Genomic DNA, 13,415 nt, shown 5'->3' with positions numbered 1-13,415 from the left:
AAGAAGCCTTGATCTACCCCCTGTTCAAGCCGTGACGTCGAAGTGCGTCAGCGTGGCTTTCAGCGGTGTCATGTAGGTCCGAGCCGTCGGGAATGGCTTGGTTCGAAAATCCTCACGGCGGGGAGACGAGCGGGCGATGAGGGACCCTCATCACGAGCAAGCTCGTCCCCACCCCGTTGTGCATGGATGAAGTCCACGAACGCCCGCAACGGCGAGGGCAGATAGCGGCGGCCGGGGTAGTAGAGGAACGGCCCGGTGAAGCGCTGCCACCAGGGTTCGAGTACCGGTTCGAGGGCACCGCTGTCCAGATAGGGTCGCAACCAGTCTTCAAACAGGTAGACGATGCCCAGACCGTCTACAGCGGCTTGCACCGACAGGTCCACCGCACCGCCAATGCGCGTGATCAACGGGCCGCTCGGGTCGACGCTGATGGTTTCGCCGCCACGCTCATACTCCCACAGCGGCATCGCGCCGCTGGGGAACTTGCCCCGCAGGCACGCGTGTTCCAGCAGGTCTCTGGGATGTTCCGGCCTGCCCCGCGCATCGAGATACGCCGGTGCCGCAGCCGTGGCGAAGCGCTGAAAGCGGGGGCCGATGGGGATGGCGATCATGTCTTGCTCAAGGCGTTCGTCGTAGCGAATGCCCGCGTCACAGCCGGCCGCGAGCATGTCGACGAAGCTCTCTTCGGTGACCACCTCCAGGCGGATGTCGGGATAGCTTTTCAGGAACGGCGTGATGATCGCCGGCAACACCAGCCGGGCCGCGCTGACCGGTACGTTCAGCCTGAGGGTGCCCGAAGGACGGTCGCGAAAGTCGTTGACCACGTCCATCGCCGCCTCGACCTCGCCCAAGGCCGGGACGATGCGCTCCATCAACCGGGCACCGGCCTCGGTCGGTACCACGCTGCGGGTGGTGCGGTTGAGCAGGCGCACGCCGAGCCGGCTTTCCATTCGGCGTACAGCATCGCTGAGGCTCGACGCGGACTTGCCGCTCACCCGCGCGCCTTCACGAAAGCCCTTAGCATTGACCACGGCCACAAAGGCCAGCAAGTCTTGAATATCCGTCGCCATTGTTCTATCCGCCGTACAACCCGTGCTGATTGCACCTGATTATCAAGGGAATGGTCAACGCCTATAGTCGGCCCACTCACATTGATCCGAGGGCGACGAGATGAATATTGCAGGCAAGGCAGGCAGCTTTTTACTGGGCGATCGCACGGTCAATCGCATGGGCTATGGTGCGATGCAGTTGGCGGGGCCCCAGGTCTTCGGGCCACCCAAAGACCCGGCGGCCGCCATAGCCGTGTTGCGCGAAGCATTGGCGAGCGGGGTGAACCACATCGACACCGCCGATTTCTACGGGCCCCATGTTACCAACCAACTGATCCGCGAAGCGCTGCACCCTTATGCCCAGGACCTGGTCATCGTAACCAAGGTCGGTGCCGTGCGCGGTGCCGATGCGTCCTGGAACCCGGCCCACAGCCCCGCCGAGCTGACCCGGGCGGTCCACGACAATCTGCGCAACCTGGGAGTGGAGGTCCTGGACGTGGTCAACCTGCGGGTGTGGGGCGATATGCATTCGCCCACGGAAGACTCCATCGAAGAATCGTTCACGACACTGGCGCAGCTACAGAGCCAGGGCCTTATCCGTCACCTGGGCCTGAGCAACGTCACGGCCACGCAGGTCAAGCAGGCCCAGGGCATTGCCAAGGTGGTCTGCGTGCAAAACCACTACAACCTGACCCATCGCGATGACGAACATCTCATCGCCGACCTGGGGCGGCAGGGCATCGCCTACGTGCCGTTCTTCCCCCTGGGCGGCTTCACACCGTTGCAGTCGCAAACCCTCTCCAGCGTGGCGGCGCGCTTGCAGGCGTCACCGCTGTGCGTGGCCCTGGCGTGGTTGCTGCAACGTGCGCCGAATCTGCTGCTGATTCCTGGCACATCGTCCCTGGCGCACCTGCGGGAAAACCTCACGGCGAGTGAGCTGGCGATCCCTGCGTCAATGCTCGCCGAGCTGGACGCGTTGGTTTAGTGGCCTGAAAGACCAACGTCTCGCCATCCTCCGGTATCAATAGCCGGTCTCCAACGCCCGCCTTCATGGCGGCTGCGGCAAGGGCTTTGCGTGTCGTCGGGCAGTGGCTGATCGCTTCCAGGTGATTGGCCACGACGGTCCCGCGGGACAACCGGGTGAATTCCAGCGTCTCGTCGATGCCCATGATGATGTCGCCGCCGATATCGAACCGTGCCCCGCCTGCCGGCACCACGCTGACCTGTGGCTGGTGGCGCAAGACAAATTCGCACACGGTGGGGGTGAGCACGGTGTCGCCGGTGAGGTAGACACTCGGTTCGCCGGGCAACTCGATCAGGTAGCCGACGCCATGCTCCATCAGCTTGCCCACCAGGCCCAGCCCATGGGTACATCGGACGGAGCGAAGGGTGCCGCCCAGGAATGGGTGGGGTTGGTCATGGGCCTGGGCAAGCGGCTGGACATTCAAGCCACGTTTGGTGAGGTACGGGGCGTCACGGGGTGTACAGATGACCGGGATCTGTTTTTCCCTCAGCCACCGCTTGGCCGCGCGGTCCAGATGGTCGAAATGGCCTTTCTGGCAGTGGGTGATCAGGCAATGGGTGACGGTCTCGAGGGCCTGCGCTGTTGAGGCCGGAAGCTCCACCAGCGGATTGCGCTGCGTGGCCCCAAATAGCCGAAGCGGCGGCAACGTGCCCTTGCCAGCCAGCATCGGGTCGACGAGTACACGATACGGGCCGAATTCAAGAATGATCGTGGCGTTACGGATCTGCTGGATGTTCATGAGGCGTTCCTGTTGAGCGAGCGCCTCATGGTGCCGATCCGGTTCCGTGTGCATAATGGCCGGATATGACATCTTTGATTCGTTTCAAGCCATGATCAAAAAACTTCGAGTCGGTCTGCTCCTGTTTCCCGGCTGCATGCCCGCAGGCCTGTTCGCCTTCGCCGATCTGCTGCATGCCGCCAACCGCAGGAGGGGGCGGGCGCTGTTCGAGGCACGCTACATCGCCTTGCAGGCCGGGCCGGTGGTGTGTGCCCATGGCATGACCCTGCACGCGGAAGCGGCCCTGGGCAGCACCGGGCTGGACGCCGTTCTGGTTCCCGGTTTCTGGGCCGAATCGGCCGAGCAGGTGAGTGGGCTGCTGGCTGATCAGACAGCCCTCGTGAGCGCGCTGTCCAAGCATGCCCGAGCGCTGCAGCTCTGGTCGTATTGCACCGGCGTCTGCCTGCTGGCCGCCAGCGGCCGCCTGGACGGGCAGGGCGCGACGGTGACCTGGTGGCTGGCGCAAGCGATGCACCAGCAATATCGAAAAGTCCATTGGCAAAGCGAGCAGAACTGCGTGTTCAACGAACGTACGGCGACGGCGTCCGGGGTGAACGGCTACCTGCCCATTGCCGAAAAACTCATCGAGCGCAGCGTCAGCAGCGACGTGCTGCGGGACATTACTCGGCTCATGGTGCTGCCGCGCCCGGCCATTCCCCATAGGGCGTTCCAGGGCAGCACGCTGATCGAGCAACCCAGCGGATGGTTGCGGCAGTTGCATGGGTTGATCGAACAGATGCCGGCGGAGCGGATCACGGTGCAGGCGCTGGCAAGCGCGCTGGCGGTCTCCGAGCGCACCTTGGCACGCAAGGTCAGCCGTGAGACAGGTCAGGCCGTCGGGGCCTACGCCCGGCGCATCAAGTTGAACCAGGTCAGCGAACGTCTGACGTTGACCACGCTGCCCCTCGCCAGAATCGGCGCTGAGCTGGGTTTCAGCAGCAGCTCCAACTTGCAGCGGATGTTCAAGGCGCTGACCGGGCTGACGCCGGTGCAATACCGGCGCAAGTTCGGGCGTGTATGACGCCGGTCAACCCGGCGTCTTGTCGGTTTCGTTGCGATGGTGTTCCGGCCAGCTATCGACGGGGTGGGCACGGTCTTCGTTGAACATCTCCGTGAGTAGCGCATTGGCGCGTCGGTAGGCGTCGTGGCGGAACTTGAGGTCGTCTTCCGGCTGGGCGACGATCTCCTCCAACATCTTGAGGTTCAGCCGCCGGAACTGATCCGCCCGTTCACGCGCTTCGTAAGCCCCGACCCCCATGTGCTCCAGTGCACTGCGACCCAATGCCAGCGCGCTCTCGAAGGTTTCCCGCTCGGTGGCCTCCACGCCCATCTGTCGCAGGGTGATGAGGTGGCCCATGTCCCGCGCCCGCACGATCAGTTGCAACGCGGGGAAGTGCTCCTGGGCCAGCCGGGTCAGCGTCAGGTTGTCTTCCCGATTGTCGATCGCGTTGATCAACACCACCGCTTGGGCCGCGCCGGCCGCATGCAGCAAGTCGAGGCGGGTGGCATCGCCATAAAAGACTTTCACGCCGAACTTGCGCAGCGTCTCGATGTTGTCAGGGTCGTGATCCAATACCACCACCTCGACGCCGCAGGACATTAGCAGGCGCCCGGCGATCTGCCCGAAGCGGCCGAACCCGGCGATGATCACCCGTGGGTTCTGCTGGTCGACGAGGTCGGATTCGCGTTTGTTTTTCCGGGTGACGGACTCGAAGCGATCCAGCAGCAGGATCAGCAAGGGCGTCAGGCACATGGACAAGGCCACCGCCAGGGTCAGGCTCTTGCCCCATTGATCGGTCAAGATGCCGGCCACGGTCGCCGCGCCAAATACCACGAAGGCGAACTCGCTGCCCTGGCCCAGCAACACCGCCTGCCAGGAGCGCTGGCCGGCGGGGACGTTGAGGAACCGGCCGGCTATCTTGATCACCAGCAGTTTGATCAGGATGAAACCCAGGGTCAGGGTAATGACTTTCAGCGGTGCGTTGACCAGGGTGCCGAAATCGATCGACATGCCGACGCCGATGAAAAACAGGCCCAACAGCAGGCCCTTGAACGGCTCGATGTCGCTCTCCAGGGCATGTCGGTATTCGGAGCTGGCGAGCAGCACCCCGGCGAGGAACGCGCCCATGGCCATCGACAGGCCGGCTTCCTCCAGCAGAAAGCCGAAGCCGAACACCAGAAAAAGCGCGACGGCACTGAAAATCTCCCGCAAGCCTGAGCGTGCGGCGAAGCGCAGCAGCGGTCGCGTCACGTAGCGCCCCAACAGCACGACGATGGCGATGGCGGCGACGATTTTGCCAATCGATAGCAACAGCGCGGTGCCCGAAGGTGTGTCGCCGTGGGCCGACAACAACGGGATCATCGCCACCAGGGGAATCGCCGCGATGTCCTGGAACAGCAGCACGGCAAAGCTGCTGCGCCCGACCGCGGTGGCGGTCAGGTTGCGTTCGCTCATGGCCTGCATGGCGATTGCCGTGGAAGACAGGCTCAGGGTCAGGCCGACCAGCAAGGCTGCCGTCCAGTTCAGGCCCAAGGCCGTGCAGAACAACCCAATGGCAGCGCCACAGGCGAGCATCTGCAGGGCGCCGCCACCAAACACCATCCGGCGCAGGGCCCAAAGCCGTTTGGGGTCGAGCTCGAGGCCGATGATGAACAGCATCAACACCACGCCGATTTCAGCGAACTCCAGGATGGCCTTGACGTCGGTAATCAACTTCAGCCCCCACGGGCCGATGATGCACCCGGCCAATAGATAACCCAACACCGGGCCCAGGCCAAATCGAACGGCAATGGGTACGATCAGCGTCGCCGAGGCCAGGTAGATGAGCATTTCAATCAGGCTGTGAGTTTCCACTTCAATCTTCCTTCCAGGCGGCCAGGCGAGCGGCATAGTGTTCGATTTGGGCGTGCTGGGCATCCGCTTCGGCGGCATAGGCGCCATGCACGACGACCGGCTCCAGCCAGCGCATGCCGCAATAGATGGCCGTCGCGTGGAGGGGTTGGGCCAGCGCGGCAAAGCCTGGGTAGCCGCCGATCTGGAAATGTCCCTGATCGCCGCCGGTGGTCACGGCCCATAGCAGGGACTTGTCCTTGAGAGCCGTGGCGCCTTTGCCATAGGCCCAGCCGTGGGTGAAGACTTTATCGATCCACAGTTTCAGCAAGGGCGGGGAGCTGTACCAGTACATCGGGTGCTGGAGGACGACAAGCTCTGCTTGTTCCACCGCACGCTGTTCCGCCTCGACGTCGATGTCGAAGTCGGGATAAAGCGCATAGAGCGAACGTATGACCACGTCCGGGTGGCTGGATGCTCGCTTGAGCATCTGCTGGTTGACCCGCGATTTGTCGGGGTAGGGGTGCGCGTAAATGATAAGAATCATCGGTGAATTCCTTGGTTTGGCTCCGTCGATTCTTGTCTGTCGTGGGCACGAACGATGGCGCTGGGTCGAGCGATACAAACAAGAGCGCCTTTCCGGGACAGGGTCAGGCCGGAAAGGCCGGACATCCTACCGAGGAAGGCGCCGATTGTTTAGCGCGGATCGACACACCGGGGCCTTCAGTCAAGCGGCAGCGAGACCCTGGCCTCCAATCCGCCACCCTTGCGATTGCGCAGGGTCAGTGTCCCGCCATGCTCCAGCACCGTCGCCCGGGCCGCCGACAGGCCGAGCCCGACGCCGCCAGTGTGCTTGTTGCGGGAACCTTCTATGCGAAAGAACGGCGTGAAGACCTGCTCAAGGTATTGGGCGGCGATGCCAGGTCCTCGGTCCAGGATGCGAATGTCCACACGGTGGGCGTCGGCTTCGAGTCGAACCGTCGGCTGGCCGCCATATTTGATCGCGTTGTCGATCAGGTTGACCAAGGCGCGCTTGATGCCGATGGGCCGACCGACATACACCAAGCGCTGAGCACCTTCGAACCCAACTTCGGTGCCGGCGTCCTTGAGGTCGTCGACGATAGTGTGTAGCAGTTCGGCCAGGTCGAACGCGGTGGCATGTTCAAGCCGGGCATCGTCGCGGAAGAACTCCAGGGCTGAATTGACCATCGCCTGCATTTCGTCCACGTCCCTGAACAAGCGCGATTGCTGCTCGGCATCCTCGATGAACTCCCCGCGCAGGCGCATGCGGGTCAGCGGTGCGCGCAAGTCATGGGAGATAGCGGCGAGCATCTGGGTACGGTCCTGCAGGAAGTGCTTGAGCTGGGCCTGCATGGCATTGAACGCGAGGATCGCCTGGCGGATTTCGTGGGGGCCGATGACCGGAATCGGCGGCGCCTGGTGGTCGACGCCAAAGCGTCGGGCGCCTTCGGCGAAGCGTTCCAGTGGTGCGGCCAGGTGCCGGGTGGCGATCAGCGCGACGATCAGCGTCGAGAGCAGGATCAGTGCGATGATGATCCCGTTGCGCGCCCATTCGCCCAGCCCCCAACTGCGCGACGGTACGGAGAAGATCACCCACGAATGGTCGGCCAATTCGATGATCACTGCGTAGCGTGCACCCGGTTGGCCGACCGGCCAGTCGCCCGGTTCGTAGGCTTCGATCCTGGCGTCCGGCCGGCCCAATTGCTGGCGCAGGAACGCCGAACCTTTACTGAACTGCGGGTCGTCGATCACGGGCAAGCGCGCCTCTTCATGCCGCTGCAACCAGTGCACATCGAACGCCTGGTCGCTGGCGGCCGCGGCGATTGTGGGGCGTTGTTCGGGGGCGACAGAGTCGATGATGCGGGTGATGGCGGCGGCCTTTTCCATCAGGCCGGTTTCCATCAAGGGAGGGCGCGCCCAGGCGCCGGCCAGCAGGCTGAACAGTTCGTTGAGGGCCAGCAAGGTCAGCATGGCGATCATGGTGGTCAGGGCGATCCAGCGCGCCACCGTGTCCCGTGGACGTCGAGTGCCCGGGCGCGAGGGTTTCATCGCTTCACCACGTGAGGGCTGAAGAGGTAGCCGCTGTTGCGCACGGTGCGGATCATCGACGCACCGGTGATGTCGGTCTCCAATTTGCGTCGTAGACGGCTGACCTGGACGTCGATACTTCGGTCGAACGCCTCGAAGGTTTCGCCGCGGGCCAGGTCCAGCAACTGTTGGCGAGTCAGCACCCGGCGCGGGTGCTCGGCAAACACCAGCAGCAGTTCGAACTCGCCGGTGGACAGCGGGATCATGACCTTGTCCGGTGAGCGCAGCTCGCGGCGGGTGACGTCCAGTTGCCAGTTTTCGAACGCCAGGATGGGCCGGGAGGCGTCGCTCGACGTGGCCCTGGCTTCACCGGTGCGCCGTAGCACGGCACGCACCCGGGCCAGCAGCTCCCGCGCATCGAAGGGCTTGGTCAGGTAATCGTCCGCTCCCAGCTCCAGACCGACGACGCGATCACTCAACTCGCCCATGGCGGTGAGCATGATGATGCCGACCGTGTGCTCGGCCCGCAGCCGTTGGCACAGCACCAGCCCGTTGTCCCCCGGCAACATGACGTCGAGGATGATCAGGTCCGGTACCCGGCGCTCCACCGCCTGCCACAGGGCGTTGCCGTCGGCGGCCACATCCACGCTGTAGCCATGTTGTTGGAGGAATTTGCGCAAGAGGGCGAGGACTTCGAGGTCGTCGTCCACCAGTAATAAATGGCTCACGGCGGGCACGCAGGGTAATGAATACAGGAGGGGATACTAGGGTCAATTCAGGGCCGGCGTCATATATTTCAACCCGGTAATAAAGTTTCCGGCGGGCAATATTCTGGAAATCTGCGGGCAAGAAAACGGCGGCAGGATGGCCTTGATGTCGGTCAGTTAAACCACCCACCAACACCGCCCCCTGTGGCGAGGGAGCTTGCTCCCGCTGGGTCGCGAAGCGGCCCCAAAAAAGCGGTGAGTGCTTCGCACTCAAGCGGGAGCAAGCTCCCTCGCCACAGGGGGCGGTGTTTGGTTTTCGACCGGCCCAGGCAACATCCCATTCCTCGCCGAGATAACCCTGTATGCCGATCACCAAGCCCGCTCCGTTGTTCGTTCGATCCACCGTCGTGGTTGTATTGGCGGCACTCGCCAGCGGTTGCTCCAGTACGCCCGCTGCAACGCCGGGCTCGTGTGAAAGCGCGACCTTCACCGTTTACGATCCCGCGGAACCGGTTAATCGCGGCATCTTCGCGTTCAACCGAACCGTGGATGACTATGCGCTGGCCCCGGTGGCCCGTGGTTATCGCAAGCTGCCGGAAATGTTCCAGGCCGGCGTCCACAACTTTGTGGCGAACTTCGGCGAACCCAAGGTCTTCATCAACGACCTGCTGCAAGGCAATGGCCAACGCTCGGTCAACACACTGGGCCGTTTCGTCATCAACACCACTGCGGGCATCGTTGGGCTGATCGATGTGTCGGGCAAGCTGGGCATCGAGCGCCACAAGGCCGATTTCGGCCAGACCTTCGGCGTCTGGAACCTTGCCCCCGGGCCCACCATGGAACTGCCGCTGCTGGGCAGCGCCAACCTGCGGGACGCGACGGGCAAAGTGCTGAGTTTTGCCGTCGACCCCTTCGGCGACAACAGCAGTACCGTCGACACCCTGGGCACGATCAACACCGTCGGCGGCGTTGTCGATGGCCGTGCCGAGGCGTTGCCACTGACCGACGAGCTGCAGGCCGAACCGGATTACTACGTGGCGCTTCGCGATGCCACGGCGCAGCGGCGTGCCGATCTTGTCGCGCAAGGCAAGTTGGGCACGGTGGGGGAGGTCAACCCGCAGTGCCGGGATGGAGCCGCTGCCGATGAATAACCAGCCGTTGGTCCTGCATCGGCGAATGCGCTCGCTCGAGCCGGATGCTTTGCACTGTCGTGAAGTTGAATTGCGCTTGGCCGAGGATGGTCGCCATGTGCTGCTCAACCGTTATGTCGAGTTGTATCGCCATGAGCACGTCAGTTGGTGCGCCATCCAGCAGCATCGGGTGCCGTTGGCGAAGATGGTGCGCTGGTTGGTCGATAACGGCGAACAGGTGAAGGATTAGTGGCGATTTGCTCTTGAGTACGGCGGAATATCGGGGGCGGATACCTGAAACATTTTTACATAATTACACATGAATAATGGTTGTACGACGTCGTATCTAATGTGTTCGACTGTGGCCGTTTCTCACAAAAAAAATAAACGGAGATTCCATCCATGACGAGCATTCCTTCCGCTGAAGGCAAGGTTGCGGCGCCCGCGCAAGGCCGTTTCGTGCGCCTGCTCAAGCTTCTCGGTCCTGGCATTATCGCGGTACTGTCCTGGCTGGGCGCCGGCGACCTGATCACCTCATCCGTGGCCGGGGCGAACTACGGCTACGCAATGATGTGGGTACTGGCAGTCTCTCTGCTGCTGCGCTACCTGATCGTCAACATCATCGCGCGCTTCCAGCTCTGCAATAACCAGGGCATGACCATCCTGCAAGGCTATGCCCAGCTCAATCCGTTTTTCGCCTGGTTCATGCTGGTGTATGCGCTGCTCATGGGGCACCTGATGAATGCCTACATGATCAAGGGGGCTGGCGAAGCCCTGGCCATGTTGCTCAAGGTCGACTATCCACTGCTGTGTTCGGTGGCGGTGGTCTTGGCGGTGTGGATGCTCGTCGGGCGCAATATCTATTCGATGATCGAAGGCGTGATGAAAGGCCTGTTGGCGATCATGACGCTGGCGTTCCTGGCCCTGGCGGTGATGTCCGGCCCGGACGTCGCAGGCATCGTCAAAGGTACCATCGGCTTCAGCATTCCACCCGATGAAGGCGTGCACGGTGCGCTGCTGGTGGCCGTCTCGGTGATCGGCGCGGTGGCCGGCTCCATCGCGAACTTCGTCCATCCGTATGTCATGCGCCAGAAGGGCTGGGTGGGGCCTGAACACAAACGTATCCAGCGTAACGACCTGCTGTTTGCGGTGTTTGTCGGGATCATTATCAACCTGGCGATCTGGATCGTCGGTGCGGAAATCCTGCGACCCAACGGCATTGAGGTCAAAACCCTGGGCGATCTGGGCAAGGCCCTGGAAATGTTCTTCGGCTCGATCGGTTGGTACGTGTTCTTTATCGGCGTGTTCGCCACGCTGTTCGCCAGTATCTCCGGCAAGACCACGGCGTTTCCGATGCTGATCACCGATGCCTTCCAGCACGTGCGGCCCGAGCGCCGGGAGCGTTACGGCAAAGAGTTCCATCATGATCCGATGCACAAATGGTTCATGCTGTTCATTCTCGTGACGCCGCTGATCTGGTCGCTCCCTGGCATGCCGGATTTCGTCACGCTGACCATTGGTGTCAACGCGCTGAATATCGTCGGCTTGCCGGTGATTTCCCTGGGCCTGCTGATCATGTCCAACCAGAAGTCCCTGCTGGGCAAGGAATATCGCAACAACCTGTTCGAGAACATCGCGCTGATGTTTGCCACGGGCCTGGCGTTGTGGGTCGCGTTCCAGCTGGGGGTCGATCTGTTTACCTGAGGTCCGGCCACCTGCAACTTTCGGGGGGACTGCTAGACTTTATCGTCCAGTCCTTTTCGGAGAAGCGGAATGAACAATAAAAACAGGATCTGCCTCTGGTACGACGGCAATGCCCACGAAGCTGCGCAGTTCTACGCCAAAACGTTTCCCGACAGTGCGGTGAACGCCGTCTATCAGGCCCCGAGCGATTATCCGTCGGGCAAGGAGGGGGATGTGATCACGGTGGATTTCACGGTGATCGGCATCCCTTGCATCGGCCTCAACGGCGGGCCAGTGTTCAAGCACAGCGAGGCCTTTTCATTCCAGATTGCAACTGAAGACCAGGCCGAAACGGACCGCTTGTGGTACGCGATCATCGACAACGGCGGCCAGGCCAGTGCCTGTGGCTGGTGCAAGGACAAGTGGGGCTTGTCGTGGCAGATCAGCCCGCGTGTGTTGCTTGAAGCGGTCGCCAGTCCTGATAAGGCCGTCGCCAAGCGTGCCTTCGAAGCCATGATGACGATGACCAAGATCGACATCGCGGCGATTGAAGCGGCGGTGAAAGGTTAGCCGGCGCAACTTCCATTCCCTTGTTGGAGCGAACTGGCTCGCGATGGCGTCGGCACAGCCAACAATGATGCAAGCTGACCCACCGCTATCGCGAGCAGGCTCGCTCCCACACTCGATATCACGAGGTGGCTTCAGGCAACCGGGCAATCACCTTGATCTCGAACTGAAAACCATACAACCACGTCACGCCCACCGCGGTCAGTGTCGGGTGCGGCGCGCTGCCCCAGAACTCGGGCACAACGCTCCAGACCCGCTCGAAGGTCGACTCGGGATCCACCATGAACACCGTCACATCCACCACATCGTCAAAGCTGCAGTCGGCCGCGGCGAGGATCGCCTTCAGGTTGTTGAACGCCAGCCGCACCTGAGCTTCCAGGTCGGGTTCCGGCGAACCGTCGGCGGTGCTGCCGACTTGCCCCGACACGAACAGGAAACCATTGGAACGAATCGCCGGTGAATAGCGATTGCGCTCATACAGTGCCTGGCGTCCGGGCGGGAAAACTACATCGCGCTGCGTCATTAAATACCTCCATCAAAGAGTGGGTTCCAAACGATGAACTCACTCTAGGGGCTTGTGTCCGGGCGATAAACGAGCAACCTTGGCGATCACTGTTTGTAAACTCCAAACAATCGGATCGATACCCGGGGCAGAAATGGATCGTTTTGATGCGATGCAAGCGTTCGTGCGAGTCGTGGAGGCGGGCAGCTTCACCAAGGCGGCCGAAACCCTGCACATGAGCAAGACCACCGTGACCCAATTGGTGCAGCAGCTCGAAGCGCGGTTGCGAGTGAAGTTGCTCAACCGCACCACGCGCAAGGTCAATGTCACCGCCGACGGTGCCATTTATTACGAACGGGTGATCCGTTTGCTGGCCGACATGGACGATGCCGAGACCAGCGTCTCCAGCGCCCAGGCGCTACCCCGCGGGCGCTTGCGGGTGGACGTGCCGAGCCCGCTGGCAGTCATGATCCTGGTACCGGCCCTGCCGGCGTTCTATGAACGCTATCCGGACATCCAGATCGACATGGGCGTCAGTGATCGCATCGTCGACATGATCGATGAAAGTGTCGATTGCGTGGTGCGCGGCGGTGAGCTGATGGATCAGTCGCTGGTGGCCCGGCGCGTCGGCGATCTTGCCCTCGGGGTCTTCGCCGCCCCGAGTTACCTGGCACGGTTCGGCCGGCCCGCGCATCCGCGCGAACTGGAAGATTCGCCCCATCGCACCGTGGGTTTCCTGTGGGCGCGCACCGGTAAATCCTTGCCTTACGCCATGCGCCGTGGCAGTGAGCTGCTTCACGTCAAAGGGCGCTACGCCCTGGCCATCGACGACGGCAACGCCTACCTCGCCGCCGGTCTGGCGGGGCTGGGCGTGCTCTGGTTGCCGGCGTACATGTCCCGGCGTTACCAGGCGCAAGGCGAGTTGGTGCCGCTGTTCGAAGACTGGCGCCTCGACCCGATGCCGCTCTACGTGGCGTACCCTCCGAATCGCCACGTCAATGCCAAGCTGCGGGTGTTCATTGATTGGGTGGTGGAGCTGATGGCGCAGCATGCGCCTATCATTGATCGACCGGTTTCGTGAAATTGTCTGTCCAGT

General features: G+C 62.4%; 14 protein-coding genes. 7 read left to right on the top strand and 7 right to left on the bottom strand.

Annotated features, from left to right (window positions below):
• Positions 1–68: 68 nt before the first annotated feature.
• Positions 69–1,070 (bottom strand): LysR family transcriptional regulator, encoded by a 1,002-nt coding sequence (locus tag BT125_RS10665; RefSeq protein WP_072406738.1) that lies wholly within the window; start codon positions 1,068–1,070, stop codon positions 69–71.
• Positions 1,071–1,170: 100 nt separating this feature from the next.
• On the opposite strand from BT125_RS10665, the gene BT125_RS10660 reads away from it, so the two are divergent.
• Positions 1,171–2,034: an aldo/keto reductase family oxidoreductase gene (locus tag BT125_RS10660; protein ID WP_072406736.1), complete on the top strand. Its 864-nt coding sequence runs from the start codon at positions 1,171–1,173 to the stop codon at positions 2,032–2,034.
• On the opposite strand, the gene BT125_RS10655 is transcribed toward BT125_RS10660, so the two are convergent.
• Positions 1,973–2,812 (bottom strand): MBL fold metallo-hydrolase, encoded by an 840-nt coding sequence (locus tag BT125_RS10655; protein ID WP_072406734.1) that lies wholly within the window; start codon positions 2,810–2,812, stop codon positions 1,973–1,975. The two genes, BT125_RS10660 and BT125_RS10655, sit on opposite strands and share 62 nt — an antisense overlap.
• Before the next feature lie 91 nt (positions 2,813–2,903).
• Here BT125_RS10655 and BT125_RS10650 point away from each other — a divergent pair, with 91 nt between their 5' ends.
• Entirely contained in the window at positions 2,904–3,872 is a 969-nt protein-coding gene (locus BT125_RS10650) for a GlxA family transcriptional regulator (protein WP_083564485.1), read from the top strand.
• 6 nt (positions 3,873–3,878) lie between these two features.
• On the opposite strand, the gene kefC is transcribed toward BT125_RS10650, so the two are convergent.
• The 4 genes from kefC to BT125_RS10630 form a co-directional block, all read right to left on the bottom strand.
• On the bottom strand, positions 3,879–5,705 hold the full coding sequence (gene kefC, locus BT125_RS10645; protein ID WP_072406731.1) for a glutathione-regulated potassium-efflux system protein KefC: 1,827 nt from the start codon (positions 5,703–5,705) through the stop codon (positions 3,879–3,881).
• Position 5,706: 1 nt separating this feature from the next.
• Positions 5,707–6,228, bottom strand: a complete 522-nt coding sequence (kefF, locus tag BT125_RS10640; protein ID WP_060741595.1) for a glutathione-regulated potassium-efflux system oxidoreductase KefF — start codon at positions 6,226–6,228, stop codon at positions 5,707–5,709.
• A gap of 176 nt (positions 6,229–6,404) precedes the next feature.
• On the bottom strand, positions 6,405–7,751 hold the full coding sequence (locus tag BT125_RS10635; RefSeq protein WP_072406729.1) for a sensor histidine kinase: 1,347 nt from the start codon (positions 7,749–7,751) through the stop codon (positions 6,405–6,407).
• A complete protein-coding gene (locus tag BT125_RS10630) occupies positions 7,748–8,458 on the bottom strand; it encodes a response regulator (protein ID WP_072406727.1) in 711 nt (236 codons plus the stop codon). Before BT125_RS10630 ends, BT125_RS10635 begins: the two co-directional genes overlap by 4 nt.
• A gap of 341 nt (positions 8,459–8,799) precedes the next feature.
• Here BT125_RS10630 and BT125_RS10625 point away from each other — a divergent pair, with 341 nt between their 5' ends.
• The 4 genes from BT125_RS10625 to BT125_RS10610 all read left to right on the top strand — a co-directional run bounded on the left by BT125_RS10625 (position 8,800) and on the right by BT125_RS10610 (position 11,820).
• Entirely contained in the window at positions 8,800–9,588 is a 789-nt protein-coding gene (locus BT125_RS10625) for an MlaA family lipoprotein (protein WP_072406725.1), read from the top strand.
• Positions 9,581–9,817 carry a hypothetical protein gene (locus BT125_RS10620; protein WP_072406722.1) on the top strand — a complete coding sequence of 79 codons (237 nt, stop codon included), beginning with the start codon at positions 9,581–9,583 and terminating at the stop codon, positions 9,815–9,817. Before BT125_RS10625 ends, BT125_RS10620 begins: the two co-directional genes overlap by 8 nt.
• 152 nt (positions 9,818–9,969) lie before the next feature.
• Positions 9,970–11,271 (top strand): Nramp family divalent metal transporter, encoded by a 1,302-nt coding sequence (locus tag BT125_RS10615; RefSeq protein ID WP_072406720.1) that lies wholly within the window; start codon positions 9,970–9,972, stop codon positions 11,269–11,271.
• Between the two features lie 69 nt (positions 11,272–11,340).
• Positions 11,341–11,820 carry a VOC family protein gene (locus BT125_RS10610; protein WP_072406718.1) on the top strand — a complete coding sequence of 160 codons (480 nt, stop codon included), beginning with the start codon at positions 11,341–11,343 and terminating at the stop codon, positions 11,818–11,820.
• Between the two features lie 118 nt (positions 11,821–11,938).
• On the opposite strand, the gene BT125_RS10605 is transcribed toward BT125_RS10610, so the two are convergent.
• Complete coding sequence (locus tag BT125_RS10605; RefSeq protein WP_060741601.1) at positions 11,939–12,340, bottom strand: RidA family protein; 402 nt, start codon at positions 12,338–12,340, stop codon at positions 11,939–11,941.
• A 133-nt stretch (positions 12,341–12,473) separates the two neighbouring features.
• Here BT125_RS10605 and BT125_RS10600 point away from each other — a divergent pair, with 133 nt between their 5' ends.
• Positions 12,474–13,400, top strand: coding sequence for a LysR family transcriptional regulator (locus tag BT125_RS10600; protein WP_072406716.1), 927 nt, complete (start codon positions 12,474–12,476; stop codon positions 13,398–13,400).
• The last annotated feature ends 15 nt before the right edge of the window (positions 13,401–13,415 follow it).

It is taken from the genome of Pseudomonas sp. NFACC04-2 (genome assembly GCF_900119265.1).
Taxonomy (GTDB): domain Bacteria; phylum Pseudomonadota; class Gammaproteobacteria; order Pseudomonadales; family Pseudomonadaceae; genus Aquipseudomonas; species Aquipseudomonas fluorescens_AA.
This window is presented reverse-complemented; position numbering and strand designations above follow the sequence as displayed.